Origin of the sequence: Corynebacterium mycetoides, from assembly GCF_900103625.1 — a bacterium.
GTDB lineage: Bacteria > Actinomycetota > Actinomycetes > Mycobacteriales > Mycobacteriaceae > Corynebacterium > Corynebacterium mycetoides.
Window position 1 is genome coordinate 1413709 of the sequence record NZ_LT629700.1, and the last position, 21468, is coordinate 1435176.

The 21468-nt window shown below is 66.1% G+C and carries 20 protein-coding genes; 6 read left to right on the top strand and 14 right to left on the bottom strand.

Annotated elements, in window-relative coordinates; all coding sequences use genetic code 11:
* Positions 1 to 60: 60 nt before the first annotated feature.
* The 5 genes from BLS40_RS06785 to exaC all read right to left on the bottom strand — a co-directional run bounded on the left by BLS40_RS06785 (position 61) and on the right by exaC (position 6163).
* On the bottom strand, positions 61 to 384 hold the full coding sequence (locus BLS40_RS06785) for a heat shock protein transcriptional repressor HspR (protein ID WP_231908551.1): 324 nt from the start codon (positions 382 to 384) through the stop codon (positions 61 to 63).
* 78 nt (positions 385 to 462) lie between these two features.
* Positions 463 to 1659, bottom strand: a complete 1197-nt coding sequence (gene dnaJ, locus BLS40_RS06790) for a molecular chaperone DnaJ (RefSeq protein ID WP_092150439.1) — start codon at positions 1657 to 1659, stop codon at positions 463 to 465.
* Positions 1660 to 1835: 176 nt separating this feature from the next.
* Entirely contained in the window at positions 1836 to 2531 is a 696-nt protein-coding gene (gene grpE / locus BLS40_RS06795; protein WP_092150442.1) for a nucleotide exchange factor GrpE, read from the bottom strand.
* An 11-nt stretch (positions 2532 to 2542) separates the two neighbouring features.
* Positions 2543 to 4399 (bottom strand): molecular chaperone DnaK, encoded by a 1857-nt coding sequence (dnaK, locus tag BLS40_RS06800; protein WP_092150445.1) that lies wholly within the window; start codon positions 4397 to 4399, stop codon positions 2543 to 2545.
* Between the two features lie 243 nt (positions 4400 to 4642).
* Positions 4643 to 6163 carry an acetaldehyde dehydrogenase ExaC gene (gene exaC / locus BLS40_RS06805; protein ID WP_092150448.1) on the bottom strand — a complete coding sequence of 507 codons (1521 nt, stop codon included), beginning with the start codon at positions 6161 to 6163 and terminating at the stop codon, positions 4643 to 4645.
* A 381-nt stretch (positions 6164 to 6544) separates the two neighbouring features.
* Between exaC and BLS40_RS06810 the strand changes: the two genes are divergently transcribed.
* Positions 6545 to 7903: an AI-2E family transporter gene (locus tag BLS40_RS06810; protein WP_092152214.1), complete on the top strand. Its 1359-nt coding sequence runs from the start codon at positions 6545 to 6547 to the stop codon at positions 7901 to 7903.
* A 102-nt stretch (positions 7904 to 8005) separates the two neighbouring features.
* Complete coding sequence (locus BLS40_RS06815) at positions 8006 to 8530, top strand: type 1 glutamine amidotransferase domain-containing protein (protein ID WP_092150451.1); 525 nt, start codon at positions 8006 to 8008, stop codon at positions 8528 to 8530.
* Positions 8531 to 8612: 82 nt separating this feature from the next.
* Here BLS40_RS06815 and BLS40_RS06820 read toward each other — a convergent pair whose 3' ends face one another.
* Positions 8613 to 9761, bottom strand: a complete 1149-nt coding sequence (locus tag BLS40_RS06820; protein ID WP_231908407.1) for an alpha/beta hydrolase family protein — start codon at positions 9759 to 9761, stop codon at positions 8613 to 8615.
* 194 nt (positions 9762 to 9955) lie between these two features.
* Between BLS40_RS06820 and arsB the strand changes: the two genes are divergently transcribed.
* Together arsB and BLS40_RS06830 are read left to right on the top strand one after the other, a co-directional pair.
* Positions 9956 to 11026 carry an ACR3 family arsenite efflux transporter gene (arsB, locus tag BLS40_RS06825; protein ID WP_407922401.1) on the top strand — a complete coding sequence of 357 codons (1071 nt, stop codon included), beginning with the start codon at positions 9956 to 9958 and terminating at the stop codon, positions 11024 to 11026.
* 13 nt (positions 11027 to 11039) lie between these two features.
* On the top strand, positions 11040 to 11459 hold the full coding sequence (locus tag BLS40_RS06830; RefSeq protein ID WP_092150454.1) for an arsenate-mycothiol transferase ArsC: 420 nt from the start codon (positions 11040 to 11042) through the stop codon (positions 11457 to 11459).
* Here the strand turns inward: BLS40_RS06830 and BLS40_RS06835 are convergent, their stop codons facing one another.
* Positions 11460 to 12005 (bottom strand): endonuclease, encoded by a 546-nt coding sequence (locus BLS40_RS06835; RefSeq protein WP_231908408.1) that lies wholly within the window; start codon positions 12003 to 12005, stop codon positions 11460 to 11462.
* Positions 12006 to 12040: 35 nt separating this feature from the next.
* Between BLS40_RS06835 and BLS40_RS06840 the strand changes: the two genes are divergently transcribed.
* Positions 12041 to 13102, top strand: a complete 1062-nt coding sequence (locus BLS40_RS06840) for a lipoate--protein ligase family protein (protein WP_092150459.1) — start codon at positions 12041 to 12043, stop codon at positions 13100 to 13102.
* Positions 13103 to 13154: 52 nt separating this feature from the next.
* Here the strand turns inward: BLS40_RS06840 and BLS40_RS06845 are convergent, their stop codons facing one another.
* The 7 genes from BLS40_RS06845 to BLS40_RS06875 are packed head-to-tail and all read right to left on the bottom strand — an operon-like array spanning position 13155 to position 19807.
* Positions 13155 to 14105: a sulfite exporter TauE/SafE family protein gene (locus tag BLS40_RS06845; protein ID WP_092150462.1), complete on the bottom strand. Its 951-nt coding sequence runs from the start codon at positions 14103 to 14105 to the stop codon at positions 13155 to 13157.
* 1 nt (position 14106) lies between these two features.
* Positions 14107 to 14841 carry a sirohydrochlorin chelatase gene (locus BLS40_RS06850; RefSeq protein WP_092150465.1) on the bottom strand — a complete coding sequence of 245 codons (735 nt, stop codon included), beginning with the start codon at positions 14839 to 14841 and terminating at the stop codon, positions 14107 to 14109.
* Positions 14842 to 14846: 5 nt separating this feature from the next.
* Positions 14847 to 16121 carry a sulfate adenylyltransferase subunit 1 gene (locus tag BLS40_RS06855; protein ID WP_092150468.1) on the bottom strand — a complete coding sequence of 425 codons (1275 nt, stop codon included), beginning with the start codon at positions 16119 to 16121 and terminating at the stop codon, positions 14847 to 14849.
* Entirely contained in the window at positions 16121 to 17044 is a 924-nt protein-coding gene (gene cysD, locus BLS40_RS06860; protein ID WP_092150471.1) for a sulfate adenylyltransferase subunit CysD, read from the bottom strand. The genes BLS40_RS06855 and cysD overlap by 1 nt, the downstream gene beginning before the upstream one ends.
* Positions 17045 to 17065: 21 nt before the next feature.
* The gene (locus BLS40_RS06865) at positions 17066 to 17845 is read right to left on the bottom strand and encodes a phosphoadenylyl-sulfate reductase (protein ID WP_092150474.1); all 780 of its coding nucleotides are present in this window, start codon (positions 17843 to 17845) and stop codon (positions 17066 to 17068) included.
* Complete coding sequence (locus BLS40_RS06870; RefSeq protein WP_092150477.1) at positions 17838 to 18134, bottom strand: hypothetical protein; 297 nt, start codon at positions 18132 to 18134, stop codon at positions 17838 to 17840. The genes BLS40_RS06865 and BLS40_RS06870 overlap by 8 nt, the downstream gene beginning before the upstream one ends.
* A complete protein-coding gene (locus BLS40_RS06875) occupies positions 18131 to 19807 on the bottom strand; it encodes a nitrite/sulfite reductase (protein WP_092150479.1) in 1677 nt (558 codons plus the stop codon). The genes BLS40_RS06870 and BLS40_RS06875 overlap by 4 nt, the downstream gene beginning before the upstream one ends.
* 281 nt (positions 19808 to 20088) lie before the next feature.
* On the opposite strand from BLS40_RS06875, the gene BLS40_RS06880 reads away from it, so the two are divergent.
* Positions 20089 to 21453, top strand: a complete 1365-nt coding sequence (locus BLS40_RS06880) for an FAD-dependent oxidoreductase (protein WP_092150482.1) — start codon at positions 20089 to 20091, stop codon at positions 21451 to 21453.
* Positions 21454 to 21468: the final 15 nt, after the last annotated feature.

A 21468-nucleotide genomic window follows, 5' to 3' on the forward strand; every position in this document is an offset into this window, starting at 1 on the left:
CTGCACCAGCTTTGGCCCGGTGCAGGGTATTCGCTTTTACTCTGGCGAGCTCTCACCCGCTTAGCGCCTGCGGCGCCAAGGCGCCGGATCCCACGCCACCACCGCCGTCGACCGCGGGACGTGGACGAGTTCGCCGCCGCGCCGTGGCGCGGAGTTCACGCTCTTGCGCAGCCGGTCGTTTTCTTCCTGCAACTCCTCAATCTGGCTGGTGAGCTCAATGATGGTCTTGATCCCGGCCAGGTTGACTCCCTCCTCCTGCGAGAGGTGCTGGATGCGCCGCAGGAGCGAAATGTCGCGGCGCGAGTACCGGCGCCCTCCCCCGCTCGTGCGCATCGGGCTGACCAGCCCCATGCGGTCGTAGGTGCGGAGGGTTTGAGCGTGCATGCCTGTCAACTCGGCGGCAACGGAGATGACGAAGTACTCCTCGTTGTCGGTGCGGGAAGACACGTGGGGTTCACCTCCCTAGCTCAATCCGGCCCAGTCCGCGCGGGGGTCGAACCCGGAGTCCTTCTCAGCCTGGGCGTAGGCCCGCAGCGCGGACGTCGCCGCCGCGTCCAGGGAGCTCGGAACAACCACCTGCACGGTAACTAGCAAGTCTCCCGCCGTGCCGGACCTCCTCGGCACGCCACGGCCTTTCACCCTCAGGGTCCTCCCGTCGGGGGTGTTGGCGGGCACCTTGACCTTGACCGGGTTATCCAGCGTGGGCACAGTCACTGTCCCTCCCAGGGCAAGCTCCCCGAACGACACGGGGATGGTGACCTCGAGGTCATCGCCCGAGCGCGTGAACACCGTGTCCGGCTCCACATGGACGGAGACGAACAGGTCGCCGGCGGGCGTGCCGTTGGGTCCGGCCTCACCCTGGCCGGCCAGGCGCACTTTCTGCCCGTCGATGACACCGGCCGGGATGCGCACGGTAATCGACCGCGCGCGCCGCACCGTACCAGTGCCCGAGCAGGTTGGGCACGGGTCCTCAATAATCTCCCCGGTGGCGCCGCAGTACGGGCAGGGCCGCGCCATCCCGAACGCCCCGCTGTTCTCCCGCAGAAAGCCGGAGCCGGAGCAGTGGGGGCACGTCGTCGTCTTTCCGCTAAGCGAGCCCGAGCCGTGGCACGTGGTGCACGGCGCATCGCCCGTGAGCTCGAGCGGGATCGTGGTGCCCTGTACCGCTTCGCGGAAGCTCAACGTTATTTCGGTTTCGACGTCGGCCCCCCGCGACGGCCGAGCATTCCTGCCAGCAGCGCCGCCGCGGTTAAAGATGCCACCGAAGATATCACTAAAGCCGCTGTCTCCAGCCTGTCCGCCAGGTGCGGCGGATCCGAAAATGTCTCCGAGGTCGAAGTCCTGCGTCGACGTGGAGCGAAACCCTCCCGGGAATCCCGAGCCTCCTGCCCCTCCGAAACGGCCGAATCCGCCGCCGGAGTTCACCATCGATTTGAGCTCGTCGTATTCCTTGCGCTTCGCCTCGTCGCCGATCACGTCGTATGCTTCGGCGACCCGCTTGAACTTTTCCTCGGCCGCCTTGTTGTCGGGGTTGTTGTCCGGGTGATTCTCGCGCGCGAGCTTGCGGTACGCCTTCTTAATGTCGGCTGCACTCGCGGTGGAGCTCACCCCGAGGTCGCCGTAGTAGTCCTTGTTCACCCACTCCTGCTGCATCGCCATGATTCACCCTCCTTTCGGTATGTGTCATTGTCTTTGTAGTGCCTGTGGTGATTTCGTGGAAAGTCTTTTGCTTAAGTTTTATGTGAGTCTAAGTACGTAAAAACGAAGGCCGGGGCGGAAACAGCGCCTGCGCGTATCTCCGGTCCCGGCTTCACCATGGTGGCTTTATGGTGGCTTTAGGCGTCGGCCCCGTCGGCCCCGTGAGCGGAGTCGGCCTGCGGATCGCCGATGAGCACCATCGCGTTGCGCACGAGGCGCCCGCTTACCCGGTAGCCCTTGCGCAGCACCGTTCCCACGACCTTGTTGTCACCCTGGGAGAGGTCCTGCACAGCCTCGTGGATCTCCGGGTCGAAGGCGTCGCCTTCCGCGCCGAATGCTTCCACGTTCTGCCCGTCGAGCACCGCGCGAAACTTGTCCGAGAATGCCTTCAGGGGGCCCTCGTTCAGGTCGCCGTGCTGGGCGGCGAGGTCCAGATCGTCGAGCAGCGGGATCATCTCCGTGAGAACGCGGGCTTTCGCCTGCTCCGCGATCTGAGTGCGTTCGCGCTCTGTGCGGCGGCGGTAGTTCGCGTACTCCGCGGACAGGCGCTGCAGGTCTTCCGTGCGCTCGGCAAGCTGCAGCTCCGCCTCCGAAACCACCCCGTCGCCGTCGGCGTCGGGGCTGATCTCGGATGCGGGCGTATCGGTGGCCAGCACGTCTTCGATCTCGGCGTCGGAGAAGTCTCCGATGGGCTCGTCGTCGGCGTCCAGGGCGGCGGTCTCCGCCGCCTCCTCCGCCAGGGCTTCGGCCTGGTCGGGAGAGACGTACTGCTCGTCGGTGTTCTCCGGCGCGCCCGGGTCGTCCGGCATAGAAGAGTTGGTCGGGTTCGTCATCTCATCCGTCCTTACTTGTTGTCGGAGTTGGCGGTGCCGGCCTCGCCGGCGGTGTCATCGTCCTCAACCACCTCGGCGTCGACCACGTTGTCGTCTGCCGGGACGTCGGCCTGCGTCGCGCCGGTGTTGGCCTCGGCCTCGTAGAGCACCTTGCCCAGCTCCTGGGACTCGGTGGTGAGCTTCTCCACGGAGGACTTGATGGCCTCGAGGTCGTCGCCCTTGAGCGCTTCGTCGACCGCGTCCGCGGCGGCGCCGACGCGGGTCTTGAGGTCCTCGGGCAGCTTGTCGGAGTTCTCGTCCATGAACTTGCGGGTCTGGTACGCCATGGTCTCCGCGTTGTTGAGGGTCTCCTGCTCCTCGCGGCGCTTGCGGTCCTCGTCGGCGTGCGCCTCGGCGTCCTTGATCATCCGGTCGATGTCCTCCTGGGACAGCTTGGAGCCATCCTGGATGGTGATGGTGTTCTCCTTGCCGGTGCCCTTGTCCTTGGCGGACACGGAGACGATGCCGTTGGCATCGATGTCGAAGGTGACCTCGATCTGCGGCACGCCGCGCGGGGCGGGCGCGATGCCGCCGAGCTCGAAGGAGCCGAGCAGTGTGTTGGCGGACGCGATCTCGCGCTCGCCCTGGAAGACCTGGATCTGCACCGACGGCTGGTTGTCCTCAGCGGTGGTGAAGGTCTCGGAGCGCTTCGTCGGGATCGTGGTGTTGCGCTCGATGAGCTTTGTCATCACGCCGCCCTTGGTCTCGATGCCGAGCGAGAGCGGGGTGACGTCGAGAAGCAGCACGTCCTTGACGTCGCCACGCAGCACGCCGGCCTGGAGCGCGGCGCCGACGGCGACGACCTCGTCCGGGTTCACGCCCTTGTTGGCGTCCTTGCCCGAGAGCTCCTTGACCAGCTCGGAGACGGCCGGCATACGGGTCGAGCCGCCGACCAGGACAACCTGGTCGATGTCGCCGACGGACATTCCGGCGTCCTTGATCACCTGGTTGAACGGCGCCTTGGTGCGGTCCAGGAGGTCGGAGGTGATCTTCTGGAACTCGGTGCGGGTCAGGGTCTCGTCGAGGAACAGCGGGTTCTTGTCCGCGTCCACCGTGATGTACGGCAGGTTGATGGAGGTCTGCTGCTGGGAGGACAACTCGATCTTCGCCTTCTCCGCGGCCTCACGCAGGCGCTGCAGCGCCATCTTGTCCTTGGTCAGGTCGATGCCGTTCTGCGCCTTGAACTTGTCCACCAGCCAATCGACGATGCGCTGGTCCCAGTCATCGCCGCCGAGCTCGTTGTCGCCGGCGGTGGCGAGCACCTCGACCACGCCGTCGCCGATCTCGAGGAGGGAGACGTCGAAGGTGCCGCCGCCGAGGTCGAACACCAGGATGGTCTGCTCCTTGTCGGCCTTCTCTAGGCCGTACGCGAGAGCCGCCGCGGTGGGCTCGTTGACAATGCGCAGCACGTTCAGGCCCGCGATCTGGCCGGCCTCCTTGGTTGCCTGGCGCTGGGCGTCCTCGAAGTACGCGGGGACGGTGATCACGGCGTCGACGACCTCGTCACCGAGGTAGGCTTCAGCGTCGCGCTTCAGCTTCATCAGGATGCGGGCGGAAATCTCCTGCGGGGTGTACTTCTTGTCGTCGATGTCCACAGTCCAGTCCTCGCCCATGTGGCGCTTGACGGAGCGGATGGTGCGGTCGACGTTGGTCACCGCCTGGTTCTTCGCGGACTGGCCGACGAGCACCTCGCCGTTCTTGGCGAATGCGACGACCGACGGGGTCGTGCGCGAGCCCTCCGAGTTGGCGATAACGACAGGGTCGCCGCCTTCGAGGACAGCAACCACCGAGTTCGTGGTACCAAGGTCAATGCCTACTGCACGTGCCATGTGTGAAACTCCTTTAACGCTGTTGTTTGTCTGTGTTGTTTGTTCAAGTTGAATGCATCCGACTCAACTTCTGCCACCCCACTATACACGCCGGGACGCCGCCTTGAGCCGTTCACACTCAACTTACACAACTCGCCTGTGGCCAAAGTTGTTCCACACAATCCATGCTTCATTCTTTTCGCCTGCTTATCGACGCCAAAACGCACGCCCCGGACATCGTCGAGGCGTGCTGGTGCGGCGGAATCAGAACAGGCCGGTCGGGTTGTTGGAGTAGCTCACCAGTAGGGCCTTCGTTTGCTGGTAGTGAGCCAGCATCATGAGGTGGTTTTCGCGCCCGATGCCGGACTGCTTGTAGCCGCCGAAGGCCGCGTGCGCCGGGTAGCTGTGGTACTGGTTCACCCACACGCGACCGGCCTGGATGGCCCGACCCGCGCGGTAGGCGGTGGTGCCGTTGCGCGACCACACGCCGGCGCCGAGGCCGTAGATCGTGTCGTTGGCGATGGAGATCGCTTCGTCGAAATCCTTGAACGTGGCCACGGACAGCACAGGGCCGAAGATCTCCTCCTGGAAAATCCTCATGTCGTTGGTGCCCTTGAACACGGTCGGTTCGATGTAGAAGCCGCCGTCGAGGCCGTCGATGCGGTTCACGCCGCCGCCGGTGAGCACCTCCGCGCCTTCCTTCGGGCCGATATCGAGGTAGCCGGTGATCTTGTCCATCTGCTCGCGCGAGGCCTGCGCGCCCATCTGCACAGTGGTATCGAGCGGGTTGCCGGTGGTGATTTGCTTGACACGCTGCACGCCCAGCTCGAGGAACTCCTCTGCGATGGACTCGTGCACCAGCGCGCGCGACGGGCAGGTGCACACCTCGCCCTGGTTGAGCGCGAACATGGCGAAGCCTTCGACGGCCTTGGCCCGGAACTCGTCGTCGGCATCCATGATGTCGGCGAAATACAGGGCGGGAGACTTGCCGCCGAGTTCGAGGGTAACCGGGATGATTTTGTCCGCGGCGGCCTTGTTGATGATCTTGCCCACCTCAGTCGAGCCGGTGAAGGCGATCTTGGCGATGCGGTCCGACCCGGACAGCGCCGCGCCTGCCTCGTCTCCGTACCCGTTGACGATGTTGATCACGCCGGCCGGGATGAGGTCGCCGATGATGTCCATCAGGTAGAGGATGGAGGCAGGCGTCTGCTCCGCCGGCTTCATCACCACCACGTTGCCGGCCGCCAACGCGGGCGCGAGTTTCCACGCCGCCATCAGCAGCGGGAAGTTCCAGGGGATGATTTGGCCCACCACGCCGAGTGGCTCGTTGAAGTGGTACGCCACCATGTCCTCGTCGATCTGCGACAGGCGCCCCTCCTGAGCGCGAATCGCCCCGGCGAAATAGCGGAAGTGGTCGATGGCCAGGGGAATGTCGGCCGCAAGGGTCTCGCGCACGGCCTTCCCGTTCTCCCACGTCTCAGCCACGGCGATGTCTTCGAGGCGCTCCTCCATGCGGTCGGCAATTTTGAGGAGCAAGCCCGCCCGCTCCGCGGGAGAGGTGCGGCCGAACGCGTCCGCGGCTTTGTGGGCGGCGTCGAGCGCTTTCTCGATGTCCGCAGCCTTGCCCCGGGCAACCTCACAAAAAACCTCGCCGGTGACGGGCGTGACGTTCTCGAAGTACTCGCCGTCGGCAGGGGCGACCCACTCGCCGCCGATGTAGTTGTCGTAGCGCTTCCTGAATGTGACGGAGGAGCCGTCGGTTCCGGGGTTGGGGTAGACAGTCACTAAGATTCCTTTCCTAGGGAAAACAACGTGGTGTGACAGAGGTTACACATCTGCGGCATCAGGCGACTGGTTTTCTGCAAAAAAGTCCGAACTGCGAGGTCAACCGCGCGATGTCGTCAATGAACCCGAGACCCACGGTGAAATCACCCCGGAAAACGCGAGCTGCTCGCGCGACGGTGGTGGCGCCATGTCGGGGAATGTCCCTCCGTAAACGTTCTGCACAGCCGTCCCGCCCATCTGGCAAGATAAGTCAATGTGAGCAAAGACAACGGACGCACCGAACGGCCCGGCACCGAGCGGGGCCGGGCCTCGGGCAATCAGGACGACAGGGACAGCAGGGATTTCGTGGGCGCCCTCGACACGACGGTCGAGGAGCCGACGATGTTCCCCACTCCGGCGGACGCCGCCCAGGAACTCTCGGGCGCGCCCGTCGACAAGGGCGACATCATCGCCTCCGACGGTCGAACAGCCGCCGCGTGGGCTCTGCGTTTCATCATTCTCGTCGCTGCCACCGCACTACTGCTCTACCTGCTGCGCTACGTGTGGTTCGGGGTCTTGCCGGTGCTGCTCGCCCTGATTGTGTGCACGGTGCTGTGGCCGCCCGTGCGTTTCCTGCGCAGCAAAGGTTTTCCCGCCGCGCTCGCCGTCCTCCTGGTCATCGTCGGCGCTTTCGCCATCTTCGGCGCCATCATCGCGGCCATGGCACCGATAGTCCGCGATCAGGGCGGACAGCTTGTGACCCAGGCGCAGGCGGGCATCAACCAGATCATCGCGTGGGCCGAAGAGAACCTCACGTTCGTCGAAGGTGATCAAATCCAGCAGGGCATTTCGCAGGCGGCGGACTTTGTGCGCAGCCAGGCGTCGAATATCGCCTCCGGCGTCTTCACCGGCCTGGGCGCGGTAGCGAGTATCGGAACCACCTTGGTTCTCACGCTGATTCTGACCTTCTTCTTCCTCAAGGACGGAGACTCCTTCCTCCCCTTCCTGCGCAAGTACATGGGCGTGAAGACAGGCTGGCACCTGACGGAAGTGCTCATGCGATCCTGGAACACTCTCGCCGGATTCATCCGCACCCAGGCCCTCGTGTCAGCCGTGGACGCGTTCTTCATCGGCGTCGGCTTGATCATCCTCGGTGTTCCGCTGTGGCCGGTTCTTGCTGTGATCACGTTCTTCGCAGGCTTCATCCCGATCATCGGCGCCTTCACCGCTGGCGCGCTCGCTGTGATCGTCGCTCTGGTCTCCAACGGGCTGACCAACGCCATCCTCGTCCTCATCCTCGTCGTCGCGGTTCAGCAGATAGAGGGCAACATCTTGCAGCCTGTCTTGCAGTCGCGCGCGATGGGCCTGCACGCGGCAGTCGTCCTCCTCGCAGTCGCCCTCGGGGGAACCCTGTTCGGCATCGTCGGCGCTTTCCTGGCGGTGCCTGTTGCCGCGGTTGCCGCCGTCTTCCTCGGTTACTGGGCGGAAATGGTCTCGCTGCGCGCCGGTGAGATCACAGCCGATGACATCAAGATCGCGACTCAGCAAAGCCAGACCTTGGACTCCAAGGAGGCGTTCGTGGCTGTACGCGAGCGGATGCGCGCGATCGGACGCAGCAGGGAAGGACAGTCACCCACACCGGTGAGCCAGAAGAGAGGTTCAACCCGCGTGCCCTCCTCTCAGGAAGCTCCCCCCCACCGCTACGACCGAGAGGTCCCCGGACGCACCCGCGCGATCGAAGACGACGCGAAGGACGCGTAGCGTTCCTGCCCGGTGGCCTGCACTTTCTGCAGACCACCGGGTTTTTCTCTACCGTGGATCGTGTAGTTACAACAATCAACACTGTGGAAGGAGATCGCCACAATGGCTGACCTCGCAGGAAAGAAAATCGCTATTATCTCCACCGACCGGTTCGAGGATTCGGAGCTGACCTCCCCGAAGGAGGCCGTGGAAGCGGCCGGCGCCACCACGGACGTGATTTCCACGGAGTCCGGGGAAATCGAGGGCAAGAACGGCACGAAGGTCCCGGTTAGCCTCACCACCGCCGAGGCGAAGGCCGAGGATTACGACGCCCTTATCCTGCCGGGCGGCACCGGCAACGCCGACACCATCCGCACCGACGATGAGGCCGTGCGGTTGGTCAAGGAGTTCCGTGACGCGGATAAGCCGGTCGGTGTTATCTGCCACGGCGGATGGATTCTCACCGAGGCAGACGTCATTAAGAACGTTAAGCTCACCTCCTACAAGTCCCTCAAGACGGACCTGAGCAACGCCGGCGCCAATTGGGTGGACGAGGAAGTCGTCGTTGACGGCGGCTTCATCTCCTCGCGCACCCCGGAGGATCTGCCTGCCTTCAACAAGGCGATCGTGACGGAGTTCGCGAAGTAGCACTACCGCGCCAGTTCTACAGAAGCTCCCCCCGGTTTCATACCGGGGGGAGCTTTTTTCGTCGCTTAGCGCGGCGTCGTGGCTAGAACGAGGAACCGAGGGTGGTCGTGGAGCTGCCCACCAGACCACTGCCCACGGTGCTGGACGCCTCGGCGAGGCGAGCGCTGGAGCCTTCCGCGATGCCGCCGTGTTCATGCGGGTCAACGACATCGCCCCGCGCGTAGCTCGGCAGCTCGGGCTCGGAGAGGTAGCGAGGCTCGCCCAGTGCCGCCAAGTACTCCGGTGCCGCGTGAAGCACCGAAACCAGGTTGAGCAGGTTGGTATGCGGAGCGAGGAGGCGCCCGCAGTCCGCCGGCGCGATACGCGCCGGGTTCGCCGGGCCATCGTTGTTCAAGGCGTCGAACGCCAGCTGGTAGGCGGTGTTGTTGAGCAGCAGGGTGATGTGGCCCGCGTACTGGTTGGGGCAGACGTCCTGGACCGGAATGTTCGTGCCGCCGAGGATGGAACTGGCCAAGTGAGCCGGCTGGATGCCCGGATCGGTTTTGCTGAAGATGCTGGTGGCATCGATGTTCTCCGGCAGGGGAGCTGCGTTGAGCGCCTGCAGGAACTTCGAACGCGGGTGCATCTGCCAGGCGATGACGGGACAAGTAACCACCACTTCGCACACCGGCTCAATCAACGTCGTGCCGCGCACGGCGCCGGCGAGTGAGATGAAATCGTCCACCAGGGCCGCGGCGCTGGCGTCGTAACGCATGGCCCACATCGCGGCGGGCGTGCCCGCGCTATGCCCGATGACGCTGACGTCTCGTCCGAGGCGTGCCTGGGCGAGCTTGATGCCCTGGGCGACGTACAGCGCGGTCTGAGTGAGGTCACCCCGGCCACTGTGCGGAGGCTGCACCCAGCACACGTCGAAGCCCTGCTCGGTGAGCTGCGGGATGAAGTTGGAACCGAACGTTTGGAAGATGTCGGCGGCGACCCCGGAGACGAGCACGACGGTCTTCGTTGCGGCGGGATCCGCCGTGGGCTCGGCGCAGCCGAACGCGGAGTTAAGCTCCTCAACCGGTGGGACATAGTCGCCCATGGCGTAGGCGTCCAATCCGTGCGCCGTCGACGAACCGACGAGGAGAGAGCTTCCGTTTGGCACTTCCTGCGCTCCGGCGGGGGCCACCACCCCGCCGAGGGCCACCACCACGGCGCCTATAGCGGCGAGAATCCACTTAAATCTGAACACTATAAATGCTCCATCTAGCTTGCTCGCCGCAAAAACATTGCGGCGAGGTATCGAAAAAGATAACAATTGACTAATAGATGGTGCTCCACATGTTGTTACATCACCGAAATCGCCCCAGCTCCGTCACCTGTTCCGCGGTGCCGCCGGTACAGGGCACTTCTTGTTACGCCCGGCGCGTGGTTTACCCTTGCTCTGTGACGCAACCGAGCACTCTTCCCCGCCTGTCTTTCCTCGACAGGTTTCTCCCCGTGTGGATCCTGCTGGCCATGGGCGCCGGCCTGGCCATCGGCCGATTCATCCCCGCCGTCCCCGGCGCCCTCGGCGCGATGGAGGTCGGGGGAATTTCCCTGCCCATCGCACTCGGTCTGCTGGTAATGATGTACCCGCCGCTGGCCAAAGTCCGCTACGACAAAGCCGGCGCGATCGCCTCCGACACACGGTTAATGGCGGTGTCTCTCACCCTGAACTGGGTCGTCGGCCCGGCCGTGATGTTCACCCTGGCGTGGATCTTCCTGCCGGATCAGCCCGAGTTGCGCACCGGCCTCATCATCGTCGGCCTGGCGCGCTGCATCGCGATGGTCCTAGTGTGGTCGGATCTCGCCTGCGCCGACCGCGAGGCCACCGCAGTGCTCGTGGCCATCAACTCCGTGTTCCAGGTCCTCATGTTCGGAATCCTGGGGTGGTTCTACCTGCAGGTCCTCCCCTCCTGGCTGGGGCTTGACACCGCATCCGCGCAGTTTTCCCTGACCGCCATCGTCGGCTCCGTCGCCGTCTTCTTGGGCGTCCCGCTTGCCGCCGGGGCGCTCTCCCGCATCATCGGCGAGGCGACGCGCGGCCGGGCGTGGTACGAAAACACGTTCCTGCCCGCGGTGTCGCCGCTGGCGCTCATCGGACTGCTCTACACCATCGTCCTGCTGTTCTCGCTGCAGGGAGACAAGATCGTCGCCCAGCCGTGGACGGTCGCGCGAGTCGGCGTGCCCCTGCTGCTCTACTTCATCGGCATGTTCGCCATCGCGCTCGCCGCGTCCAAGGCAACCGGGATGGGCTACGCCCAGTCGGCCTCGGTGAGCTTCACCGCGGCGGGCAACAACTTCGAGCTCGCCATCGCCGTGTCCATCGGCACCTTCGGCGCGACCTCCGCCGAGGCCCTGGCGGGCACGATCGGACCGCTGATCGAGATCCCGGTTCTCGTCGGACTCGTATATTTCATGGTGTGGGCCGGCACGAAACTCTTCCCCTCCGACCCCACTCTTCCCCCGCGCTGAAAGGAAACCCGCGATGACCCACACCCCGTCCGTCCTCTTCGTCTGCGTCAGCAACGGCGGAAAATCCCAGATGGCCGCGGCACTCGCGCGCAAGCGCGCGGGCGACCGCCTCGAGGTGCACTCCGCAGGCACCGCCCCGGGCACGACGCTCAACGCCGAATCCGTCGAGGCCATCGCCGAGGCGGGCGCCGACATGTCCGGCGGCCGCCCCACCGCCGTCGACCCCGAGCTGCTGCGCCGGGTGGACCGCACCATCATCCTCGGCACCGACGCCCAGCTCGAGCTGCCCGCCGACGCCCGCGGCACCCTCGAACGCTGGGAGACCGACGAGCCTTCGCTGCGCGGCATCGGGGGCATGGAGCGCATGCGACTGCTTCGCGACGACATCGACGCCCGGGTCGCCACGCTCGTAGATGAGCTGACCCAGAAGTAACTACCGCTTCAGGGCGGCCCTGACCAACCGCGCCGCGAAGCGCGGCAGGTCGTCGCTCACGGCCGCCAGCTCGCGCGGGTCCTCCGGCAGGCCGAGGATCCGAGCGCCCTGCAGCGCCTTCGCGTCAAACACCGGCGCCAGCTCCGGCCACACCCCCTGCGCCTCGCGCGCGAACATGCGCGCGCACGCTGGGCCCACCCCGTCGAAAAGCTGCAGTGACGACGGCGCGCCGGCGCGCAGAGCGCGCAGGTCCCCGTCGTAGTCCCGCATCAGTTGCTCGCTCATGGCTTTCAGGCGCGCGGTCGTGGAGACGTCGTAACGCGCATAGCCCGCCCGGCCGAAAACCTGGATGAAGGTGGAGCTCGGCGTGTCCACCATGGCGCGCGGGGAGGTCAAGCCCGCGGCAAACAACCCGCGCGCGGCGGCCACGGCGACGGACGAGGTGATCGGCTTCGCCTGCAGCATGCACAGGGTGAGCAGCTGGAACAACGGGCCGGCGGCGTTGTCGAGCTCGATGCCCGCCTCCTCGGCGAAAGTCAGTGTCACGTCATCTTCCATATCAGCCGGTTATAGTCGCGTACATGAACAAGCACCACTTTGCACTCAAGGTCACCGGCGGCAAACTCGTCGTGGCCGACATCACCGACGACGGCGACACAATCACCGCCGCCACCATCTCGGGGGACTTCTTCCTCGAGCCGGAGGAAGCGTACGACGCCATCAACAACGCGCTGGTCGGTGCGAGCGTCAGCGACGTCACCGACATCCTCGAGGAGCGCGTGGAACGGGCACTCGCCGACATCGACGGGGTCGACCTCCACGGGTTCTCCCCGCGCGACGTTGCGGTGGTCACGCGCCGCGCGCTTGTCGACGCCAAGGACATCACCGATTACGAATGGACTGTAATCCACTCCCCCGTGCTGCCCACCCCGCTGAACGTGGCGCTCGACGAGTACCTGCTCGAGGAGGTCCGCGCCGGCCGCAAGGGCCCCATGCTGCGGTTTTGGGAGTGGGAGGACAGGGCCGTGGTGTTCGGCTCGTACCAGTCCTACCGCAACGAACTCGACCCGGAGGGGGTGCAGCGCCACGGCATCGTCCCGGTGCGGCGCATCTCCGGCGGCGGGGCGATGTTTATGGAGGGCGGCAACTGCGTGACGTACTCGCTCTACATGCCCGACGACATTGTGCGGGGGCTCAGTTACGTCGATTCGTACCAGTACCTCGACGCGTGGGTCCTCGCCGGGTTGAAGCAGCTCGGCGTCAACGCGTGGTACGTGCCCATCAACGACATCACCTCCGACGGCGGCAAGATCGGCGGCGCCGCGCAGAAGCGCGTCCCGGGCGCCGTGTTGCACCACACCACGATGAGCTACGACATCGACGCCGACAAGATGGCGGAGGTGCTGCGCCCGGCCAAGGTCAAGCTGGCCGACAGGGGGGTGCGGTCCGCCAAGAAGCGCGTCGACCCGCTGCGCCGGCAGACCGGCGTCTCGCGCTCGGAGGTGATCGAGACGCTGATCTCCACGTTCATGTCCCGCTACCCCGCCACGCGCGGCGAGCTTACCGACGCCGACCTCGCCGCGGGCCAGGAGCTGGTGGACGCGAAGTTCTCCAGCGATGAGTGGACCCGACGCATCTCGTAGGGAAAACGCCGGGTACAACCCCCAAAGACCCCCCGAAGACCCCCCGAAGACCTTAGCGGGATCGAGCGTGGTTTTCCGCGCCTTCTGCCGCGCCGAGGTCTTCTTTCAGCTGCTCCCTTTCTGACGCGGCACGCGAGTTGGCCCGGGCTTTGACGGCGCCGCGGTAGCACAGCACCGCGCCGATCGCGATCACGAGCACGCGCACGACCCACAGGTTGTCGTCCAGGCCGATGGCCTTGAGCACCGTCGGCAAGTTGAGCGCCACGATGAGCGTGCCCACGAACCCGCCGAGGAGGATCGGGTTGAGGCGGGTGACCAGCCACGCCGCGAGCGGGGCCGCGATGACGCCGCCGATGAGGAGTGCGACAACCGCGGCGAGGTTGGCCACCAGATCCTGCCACATACTGATGAGGAAGCCCGCCGTGGCCGCGAAGGTGACAAAGAACTCCGCCGTGTTGACGGTGCCCACAATGCGGCGCGGCTCGGAGCGCCCTGCCGCCAGCAGCGTGGAGGTGGTAACAGGGCCCCACCCGCCGCCGCCGGTGGCGTCGACGAACCCGCCGAACAAGCCGAGCCCGCCCAGGAAACCGCGGGAGTGGGGCTTTGAGGTCGACCTGCGCTGCGTCAGCCCGCGGGAGAAACGCAGCATCAGGTTCGCGCCGATGAGCGCGAGAATCAGCGCCATGATCGGCTTGGCCACCTCGGTGGACAGGTTGGACAACACGGTGGCGCCCGCAAAGGCGCCGATGGAGCCCGGGATGCCGATGGCGGCAACGACCTTCCAGTCGACGTTGCCGAATCGCCAGTGCGAGAGGCCGGAGACGAAAGTGGTGCCCAGCTCAGCGGTGTGCACGACGGCCGAGGCCTGCGCCGGCCCGAGGCCGGCGAGCATAACCAAAATGGTGGTGGAGGTGACGCCGAACCCCATGCCGAGGCCGCCGTCGACAAGCTGGGCCGCCAGCCCAGCCACAGCGATGAGAATCAGCGTAGTGAGGTTGTTCATGTTAGGTCTCGTGCCTTCCGGTGTTTCGGTGCAGGGCCTCGCGGTAGCGCGAGGCGACGATGTCCGACAGATCTGTGGTCAGAGGTGCCGAGTGGGTAAAGGTCGCGCCCGTCGCGTCCTGGATGTGGCCCAGGGCGCCGGTGACGCGGTCGAGCAGGAGTCCGTCCGTGACGAACAGCGGCAGCAGGTGCATTCGCTCCCGCGACCGCGCGGCCGCTGTGATGCCGCTGTTGCCGATCAGATCGCCGGTGCCCGTGGCGGGGACCACCGTGACCTCGTGTCCGCTGACGCGCGCGAGCTCCTCCCCCAGCGCCACGGTGGCCGCGGCGGCGGCTGCGTTGGAGGTGCCCACGGGGTAAAGGATGACGGGTGCGCCGGAGGGGGCGTCGAGAAGCAGGCGGTGGGCGAGCACGTCCACCACGTCCGCGCCCTGGCCGAGGCCGTCGGCGAGCACGAGGTCGAGCCCCGTGGCCTCGCGCGCCGCCGCGAACGCCGCGGGGACGTCCTTGGTTGCGTGGAAGGCGCGGGTAAAAAGCAGCGGCACGACGACCGCGCTGGTGTACCCGGCGTCGGCAGCGGCGCGGGCCGCCCCGGTCAGATCCGGGGACGTGAACTCGAGGTGTGCATCAACCGCGTCCACCCCGAGGGAGATCGCCGCCGCCGCCGTTAAGCGTTCGACCCCGCGCTGGGCGCAGTCGTGCCGCGAACCGTGCGACAGCGTGATCAGGGCGTGCACCGGATCTACCTCAGCCGGGTTCCCACGAGACCCGCGGCGAGGGTGGAGCCGCTTGCCTGGTCGACGAGCAGGAAGTTGCCCATGGCGCCGCGCGCGGCGTACTCCTGGACGGGCAGCTCGCGCGCGACCTGGATGGTCACGTGCGCGATGTCGTTGAGGCCGAAGGACTCGGCCTGGTCGATGTCATTCGCGCTCGAATCGATGTCAATGAGCTTGTCGACGCCCACCACACGCCCCCTCTCCAGGGCCGTGCCGTAGCGGACCTTGACGGCCTGGCCAGCACCGACAGACTTGTCCGTCAGGCCCACCACGGTGGCGCGGAACTCGCGCACCGGCTCCGGGGTGGTGCCGGCGGAGATGAGGTCGCCGCGCACGAGGTCGATCTCGTCCGCCAACCGCAGCGCGACGGAATCCCCCGCGCGGGCGGAATCCAGCTCCCCGTCGGCGGTGTCGATGTGGGTCACCGTCGTGGTGCGCCCGCCCGCCGTGACGGTGTCGCCGACGCGGATCTCGCCGGCGTTGACCCGGCCCGCGTAGGCGCGGTAGTCGCTAGCGTGCTCGCGCAGCACGTACTGGATGTTGAAGCGGAAGTCCAGCTCGAGGGCGCGTCCCGAGTTCACCGGGATCTCCTCCAGCAGCTCCAGCACGGTCGGGCCGGTGTACCAGTCCATGTGGGTGGAGCGCTCGACCACGTTGTCGCCCTTGAGGGCGGAAATGGGCACGACGTGCGGGTCCTCGATCCCCAGCTCGGCGGCCTTTGCCTCGAACGTGTCGCGGATCGCGGTGAAGGTCTCTTCCGAGTAGTCGACCAGGTCGATCTTGTTCACGCCGAGGATCACGGTTTTCACGCCCAGCAGCGCGGCGACGGTGAGGTGGCGCACTGTCTGCTCGACGACGCCGTTGCGGGCGTCGACCAGCAGCACCACCACCTGGGAGGTGGACATCCCGGTGACCGTGTTGCGGGTGTACTGCACGTGGCCCGGGGTGTCGGCCAGTATGAAGGTGCGCTTGTCGGTGGCGAAGTAGCGGTAGGCCACGTCGATGGTGATGCCCTGCTCGCGCTCGGCGCGCAGGCCGTCGACAAGCAAGGAAAGGTCGAGGCCGTCGAAACCACGGTCGGCGGAGGTGCGCTCGACGGAGGCGAGCTGGTCCGCCAGCACGCTCTTGGTGTCGTGCAGGAGGCGGCCCACGAAGGTGGACTTGCCGTCATCGACGGAGCCGGCGGTGCACAGGCGCAGCGTCTGGCGCTGGGAGAGGATGTCAGTGACAGGAGCGCTCATCAGAAGTAGCCCTCTTTCTTGCGGTCTTCCATGGAGGACTCGCTGAGTCGGTCGTCTGCGCGGGTCGCGCCACGCTCGGTGAGTGTGGAGTTGGCGATCTCCGCCAGGACGGCGTCGATCGTCGTCGCGTCGGAGTCGACGGCGCCGGTGCACGACATGTCGCCCACCGTGCGGTAGCGCACCTGGCGCACCTCGAGCGTTTCGCCCTCGCGCGGCCCGCCCCACTCACCGGCCGTCAGCCACATGCCGTCGCGGTTGAACACCTCGCGCTCGTGCGCGAAGTAGATCTCCGGCAGGCGGATGCCGCGGGCGCCGATGTACTCCCACACGTCGGCCTCCGTCCAGTTGGAGATGGGGAACACGCGCACATTCTCGCCGGGCAGCTTCTCGCCGTTGTAGAGGTCCCACAGCTCGGGGCGCTGGCGGCGCGGATCCCAGCCACCGAAGGTGTCGCGGATGGAAAAGACGCGCTCCTTGGCGCGGGCGCGCTCTTCGTCGCGGCGCGCGCCGCCGAGCACGGCGTCGTAGCCCACCTCGGCGATGGTCTCCACCAGCGGCACCGTCTGCAACGGGTTGCGGGTGCCGTCGGGGCGCTCCACGAGGTCGCCGCGGTCGATCCAGTCCTGGACCTCGGCCACCCGCAGGCGCACGCCGTACTCGGCCACGATCTCGTCGCGGAACTGGATCACCTCCGGGAAGTTGTGCCCGGTGTCCACGTGCAACAGCTCGATCGGCATCGCGGCCGGCGCGAACGCGCGGCGCGCCAGCTCGAGGACCACGCAGGAGTCCTTGCCGCCGGAAAACAGAAGCCCGACCTTGTCAAACTGTCCCGCCACCTCGCGCAGGATATGGATGGACTCGTTCTCCAAGTCCTTGAGGTGGGGCGAAATGCCGCCCGCCGCATTCGTCGTCGTGTTATTCATAGCAACAGTCATCTTTAGCCCTTATTCGTGGAGTCCGCATTCTGTCTTGGCGCTAAACGCCCAGCGGCCCGCCCGCGGGTCGTCGCCCTCCGCAACCGGCAGCGTGCAAGTGGCGCACCCGATGGAGGGGTAACCCTGCCTGGTCAGCGGGTGGATGATGAGGTTGTTGCGCTCCTCGAAGGCGTCGGTGTCCTCCAGCGTCCACGTCACCAGCGGCGAAATCTTCAACCGGCCCGTCGCGTCGAGCGAGAGGGCGGGCGCCTTCGCGCGGGTCGGGCCGTCGGCACGCCGCAGGCCGGTGACCCAGCCCACGTACGGGCTCATGTGCACCGCCAGCGGCTCCACCTTGCGCATGCGGCAGCACGCCGTCGGGTTGGAGCGGTACAGGTTCGGCCCGTAGGTCGCGTCCTGCTGCTCGCGCGACAGGATTGCCTTCGCGCGCACCAGCTTGTGGGAGGGGTAGCGGCGCTCCACCTGGTCGGCCACCTCGAGGGTCTCCGGGAAGTGGTACTCGGTGTCCAGGAAGAGGAAGTCCGCGTCGGGCAGGTGCTTTTCCGCCAGCTCCGCCAGCACCGTGTTCTCCATCGACAGGGTGACCACGAGCGGACCCGGGGCGTACTCATGGGCCCAGCCGAGGATGACGTCGGCGGGGGCGTTGTAAAGCTCGCGGGCATGCTTGTCGACGAGCTCTTCATTGCGCGCCCGGATCTCCGGATCCAGCGGCGCCGTCTCGCGGGGTCCTTCAGGGCTGACCTCGGGATCCGCGAAATTGCCGGAGGGGCCTGTAAGCAGGTTAATCATCGTTTCTCACCTTTCGTACGTTCCCTTCAGTGTGGCTGACTTCGCGCAGCACCGCATCATGACCGTGTCTGCGCAGCGATTCCTGCAGGGCGTCTTCGGTGGATTTAGCTGGCGCCGCCGCGACGACCGGATCGTCCTGACCAAAGAACTTCACCTCGAAAACACGCAGGCACTCCCCGCACTTCCAGGCGAAGTCCGTCTCCTCGTTGGGGTAGAGCTCCTCGCCCGCGCAGTAGGGGCAGTACGTGGGGAAGTTCCGGTTCGGATTCGGCGCGCGGCGCAGGCTCACCGGAGGGCCTCCTCGTCGGCGCGCTGCAGCCAGTCGCGGAAGATCTCGCCCTCTTCGCGCTGGTCGACATAGTTCTGCACCACGCGGGTGACGTAGTCCGTCAGCTCGGAGGAGAGCACCTTGTGGCCCCGCAGCTTGCGGCCGAAGTTCGCCCCGTCGCCGATGGTGCCGCCCAGGTGGACCTGGAAGCCCTCCACCTTCTCGCCCTCGGAGTTGACCACCATCTGGCCCTTCAGGCCGATATCGGAGATGTGGTGGCGGGCGCACGCGTTCGGGCAGCCGTTGAGCGAGATGGACACGGGCGAGTCGAGGTCTCCGAAGCGCTCCTCCAGCTCGTCGGCAAGCTCGATGGCCCGGGACTTGGTGGTCACGTGCGCGAGCTTGCAGTACTCCAGGCCGGTGCAGGAGAGCAGGCCGCGGCGGAACTCGCTGGGCTTGGAGTACAGGCCCATGTTCCCCAGGTCCGCGGTGAGCTGTACCACGTCCTCCTCGCGCACGTCCAAGAACAGCAGCTCCTTGAAGGGGGTGAAGCGCAGGCTGGTGAGCCCGTAGGACTCGGCAAGCTCGGCGGCGGCGATGAGCTGTTCGCCGGACATGTGGCCGAGCGTGGGCTTGACGCCGATGTAGAAGTTGCCGTCCTTCTGCTCGTGCACGCCGATGTGGTCGCGGTCGACGAGGTTGCTGGGCGCCTTCGGGCCGTCGGGAAGTTTGTATCCCAGGTATTCCTTTTCCAGGATCTCGCGGAACTTCTGCACGCCCCACTCGGCGACGAGGAACTTCAGGCGCGCGCGGTTGCGCAGCCGGCGGTAGCCGTAGTCGCGGAAGATGCGCACGACGTTGGCCCACACCTCAGGCACCTGCTCGAGGGTGACAAACGCGCCGAGGGACTGCGCGAGCATCGGGTTGGTTGACAGCCCGCCGCCCACGAAGCACTCGAAGCCGGGGCCGAGCTCGGGGTGCTCGACGCCGATGAAGGCGAGGTCGTTGATCTCGTGGACGACGTCCTGGCGCGCGTTGCCGGAGATGGCGGTCTTGAACTTGCGCGGCAGGTTCTGGAACTCGTCGTCGGTGACGATCTCATGGATGCGGCGGATCGCCGGCGTGGCGTCGATGATCTCGTCCTTGGCGATGCCGGCCACGGGGGACCCCAGCACCACGCGCGGCACGTCGCCGCAGGCGTCCCAGGTGTTGAGCCCGACGCTTTCGAGCCTGTCCCAGATCGCGGGGACGTCCTCGATGGCCACCCAGTGCAGCTGGATGTTCTGCCGGTCCGTCAAGTCCACGGTGGAGCGCGCCCAGTCGCGCGAGATTTCGCCGACGACCTTGGCCTGCTCCGTGGTGCACTGTCCGCCGTCGAAGCGGATGCGCATCATGAAGTACTCGTCCTGGAGCACCGAGTTGTCTTGGCCCGTGAATTCGCCGCCGAGGTTCTGCTTGCGCTGGGTGTACATGCCCAGCCACTTGAAGCGCGGCGCGAGGTCCTCGGGCGGGATGGACGCGAAGCCCTGCTTGGAGTAGATGTCAATGACGCGCTGCTTGACGGCCATCACCGGCTCGAGTTGCTTGAGCTCCTCGTCGTGGTTGAGCGGGGCGGTGCCGTCGATAAGCCATTGGCCCTCGGGCTTTTTCGACCGGGCCTTGACTTCGCGCGTCTTGGCGGTAGCGGATGTCATAACACTCCTTCGGTATAGACCGTGCGGTCTATTTTTCTGCCGAATTTCGGCTATTCGCACGCAGTCTGCCGTACAACTTTGTCTATGGCAATAGCGGGCGTATCGACGGGGCGTTTATCCAGGCTTTATAGCCCTGAATGAAAATTCAGGCGGCGGGATTCTGAATGTATTTGCGCCGGGAAACTTGACACCGGGCCTGCGTTGGGTAGATTTTCAGACCAAGCGGTCTATGGGCTACCATGGATGAATATAAAAACCGTACCCGAAAGGATCTCCCCCTTATGAGTCTGCGCGTCGCCGTCATCGGCGCCGGCCCAGCCGGTATCTACGCCTCCGACCTGCTCATCCGCAACGAAGACCTCGACATCTCCGTCGACCTCTTCGAGCAGATGCCCGCACCCTTCGGGCTGATCCGCTACGGCGTGGCGCCGGACCACCCGCGCATCAAGGGCATCGTCAAATCCCTCCACAACGTGCTGGACAAGCCGCACCTGCGCCTGCTGGGCAACATCGAGGTGGGCAAGGACATCACTATCGATGAGCTGCGCGACTACTACGACGCCATCGTCATCTCCACCGGCGCCGTCCGCGACCGCGAGCTGCTCATCCCCGGCGGCGACAAGTCCATCGGCGCCGGCTGGTTCGTCGGCTTCTACGACGGCAACCCCCGCTTCAACCGCGACTGGGACCTCTCCGCGCGCGAAGTAGCCGTCATCGGCGTGGGCAACGTCGCCCTCGACGTCTCCCGCATCCTGGCCAAGACGGGCGACGAGCTGCTGGTCACGGAGATCCCCGACAACGTCTACAACTCGCTGAAGGACAACAAGGCCGAGGTCGTGCACATGTTCGGCCGCCGCGGCCCCGCGCAGGCGAAGTTCACGCCGAAGGAGCTGCGCGAGCTCGACGACTCCGAGACCATCCAGGTCCTCGTCGACCCGGAGGACATCGACTACGACCAGCTCTCCGAGGAGCTACGCCGCGCCGATAAGTCCATCGACCTCAACTGCCAGGTGCTCGAGCAGTACGCGATGCGCGAGCCGGACGACGCCCCGCACAAGATCCACATCCACTTCTTCGAGGAGCCGGTGGAGGTGCTTACCGACGGCGACGCGATCGTCGGCGTGCGCACCGAGCGCCAGGAGCTCGACGGCGAGGGCGGTATCCGCGGCACCGGGAAGTTCACCGACTGGCCCGTCCAGCAGGTCTACCACGCCATCGGCTACCGCTCCGAGCCCGTCGACGGGGTGCCCTTCGACTTTGACCGCAACGTCATCCCCAACGACGGCGGACACGTGCTGGGCGAGACCGGGCTGGAGGACTCCCTCTACGTCACCGGCTGGATCAAGCGCGGGCCCATCGGGCTGATCGGCAACACCAAGTCGGACGCGAAGGAAACCACGGACATGCTGTTCGAGGACGCCGCCGCCGGCAAGCTCTCCGCCCCGAAGTTCACCGACCCGGACGCCATCATCGAACTGCTTCAGCAGCGGGGCATTACCTACACCACCTGGGACGGCTGGTACCGCCTCGACGGCGAGGAGCGCAGGCTGGGCGAGAACGACGCGCTGCTGCCGCGCGAGCGCAAGAAGATTGTCGAGTGGGAGGACATGGTCGCGCACGCGCGCGCCGTGCCGCAGGTGCCGTAGCGCCCGAGCTGTTGC

Coding starts and splice junctions, on each gene's coding strand:
- BLS40_RS06785 (WP_231908551.1), bottom strand. CDS start 384: ATGCACGCTCAAACCCTCCGCACCTACGACCGCATGGGGCTGGTCAGC.
- dnaJ (WP_092150439.1), bottom strand. CDS start 1,659: ATGGCGATGCAGCAGGAGTGGGTGAACAAGGACTACTACGGCGACCTC.
- grpE (WP_092150442.1), bottom strand. CDS start 2,531: ATGACGAACCCGACCAACTCTTCTATGCCGGACGACCCGGGCGCGCCG.
- dnaK (WP_092150445.1), bottom strand. CDS start 4,399: ATGGCACGTGCAGTAGGCATTGACCTTGGTACCACGAACTCGGTGGTT.
- BLS40_RS06810 (WP_092152214.1), top strand. CDS start 6,545: ATGTTCCCCACTCCGGCGGACGCCGCCCAGGAACTCTCGGGCGCGCCC.
- BLS40_RS06815 (WP_092150451.1), top strand. CDS start 8,006: ATGGCTGACCTCGCAGGAAAGAAAATCGCTATTATCTCCACCGACCGG.
- BLS40_RS06830 (WP_092150454.1), top strand. CDS start 11,040: ATGACCCACACCCCGTCCGTCCTCTTCGTCTGCGTCAGCAACGGCGGA.
- BLS40_RS06840 (WP_092150459.1), top strand. CDS start 12,041: ATGAACAAGCACCACTTTGCACTCAAGGTCACCGGCGGCAAACTCGTC.
- BLS40_RS06845 (WP_092150462.1), bottom strand. CDS start 14,105: ATGAACAACCTCACTACGCTGATTCTCATCGCTGTGGCTGGGCTGGCG.
- BLS40_RS06855 (WP_092150468.1), bottom strand. CDS start 16,121: ATGAGCGCTCCTGTCACTGACATCCTCTCCCAGCGCCAGACGCTGCGC.
- cysD (WP_092150471.1), bottom strand. CDS start 17,044: ATGAATAACACGACGACGAATGCGGCGGGCGGCATTTCGCCCCACCTC.
- BLS40_RS06865 (WP_092150474.1), bottom strand. CDS start 17,845: ATGATTAACCTGCTTACAGGCCCCTCCGGCAATTTCGCGGATCCCGAG.
- BLS40_RS06875 (WP_092150479.1), bottom strand. CDS start 19,807: ATGACATCCGCTACCGCCAAGACGCGCGAAGTCAAGGCCCGGTCGAAA.
- BLS40_RS06880 (WP_092150482.1), top strand. CDS start 20,089: ATGAGTCTGCGCGTCGCCGTCATCGGCGCCGGCCCAGCCGGTATCTAC.